The organism is Thauera sp. ZXT1-4 (assembly GCF_052598215.2).
Genome location: NZ_JBQWSN020000108.1, coordinates 1 through 1,141 on the forward strand (window position 1 = coordinate 1; position 1,141 = coordinate 1,141).

Annotated in this window: 3 protein-coding genes; 1 reads left to right on the top strand and 2 read right to left on the bottom strand. The window is 60.0% G+C overall.

Translation table 11 applies throughout. The annotated features are described in order from the left end of the window. Positions 1–209, top strand: a 209-nt coding sequence (locus ACUH78_RS19315) for a type IV pilin protein (protein WP_445334471.1), incomplete at its 5' end; no start/stop codon positions are given. A 65-nt stretch (positions 210–274) separates the two neighbouring features. On the opposite strand, the gene ACUH78_RS19320 is transcribed toward ACUH78_RS19315, so the two are convergent. Then, positions 275–934, bottom strand: a complete 660-nt coding sequence (locus tag ACUH78_RS19320; RefSeq protein ID WP_510497615.1) for a retropepsin-like aspartic protease family protein — start codon at positions 932–934, stop codon at positions 275–277. 66 nt (positions 935–1,000) lie between these two features. Next, positions 1,001–1,129, bottom strand: a complete 129-nt coding sequence (locus ACUH78_RS19325; RefSeq protein ID WP_510497616.1) for a YjfB family protein — start codon at positions 1,127–1,129, stop codon at positions 1,001–1,003. Between the last annotated feature and the right edge of the window lie 12 nt (positions 1,130–1,141).

The window sequence follows — 1,141 nt, forward strand, 5'->3', positions numbered from 1 at the left end:
ATGGCGTCACGCCTTGCAACCTTCCGTTCACCCAGTCACCCAAGGACGGTGGCGCCGCCTTCTATAACCTTCGTGCTGATTGCAACGCATCAACCTTCACCCTGACGGCGACGCCCATTGGCGCAATGGCTGGTGACGCATGCGGCAATATCCTCCTTACGCACACCGGACAGAAGACGACGACTGGAACGAATTGCTGGAGACGCTGATTGCCACTTTGCGCGCGCGCGACGCTGCAGATATCGCGTGCGCGCCGATTTGAAAGCACGACGGGTCAATACCGACGGGAGAGGATCAGGTCCCCCGCCTCGCGCCGCATATCCAGCCGGTTCATGAAGCTCATGCCCAATAGCGCCACGGGAAGTCCCCGCTCGTGTACGCTGGCCTGGACACCATGCAGAACGATTCCGCCGATACTCACTTTGTGGAGCGTGACCAGCCACGCGACACTCGGCCCATTCGCGGTACTCATCCTCACTTGCTGCCCGGACCGGTAGTCAATGCCGGCCCGCTTTGCCTCGTCTGCGCTGATTGCGACATAAGTCGCGCCGGTATCGATCATGAAACGCAAGGACGCCCCGTTGACCGCGCCTTGTGTCCAATAGTGACCTTGCACATCTGGCGGCAATCGCAGCGTCGGAGCAGAAGATTGCAGACCGGAAGCACTGGACAAACGTAGCGGCGCCTCGCCAAGCGAAACCCGCCTGCGCTGTCCCTCGACCTCGATTGTGGCTGCCGGATTGACGACGTCGACAAGTTTCACGCCTTCGCGCGAGGTTTGACCGATGGAAAGGGTCTGAGGCGCTCCGCCGTTGACCACGAGAACCGCACGCTTACCAAACACGCCAGCCAGTTCCACCTCTGCACCGAACGCGGTCGACGCTACAAACAGGATGAAGCTAGCACTCCACCGCAGAACTACCGAGCGTTCCATGGATGCATCCGTCATCAAGTAATCCAACAAAAAATACCGGGCGCCCCTATTCGAAGCACCCAAGGCTCAAACCCAGGTGTCCACAACCCCGCCCAATGAGCCGCCGACATCGGGAACCTGAACAGGCGCCGGCACAGCCTGCAACAGTTGCAGCGCGCTTTGGGATTGCAGATCCATCGCCTTCTTCAAGACCATGAGCGAAGCCTC

Bases quoted from the DNA above. Each gene is read 5' to 3' on its own strand.
- ACUH78_RS19320 (WP_510497615.1), bottom strand. From the start codon at position 934: ATGGAACGCTCGGTAGTTCTGCGGTGGAGTGCTAGCTTCATCCTGTTT.
- ACUH78_RS19325 (WP_510497616.1), bottom strand. From the start codon at position 1,129: ATGGTCTTGAAGAAGGCGATGGATCTGCAATCCCAAAGCGCGCTGCAA.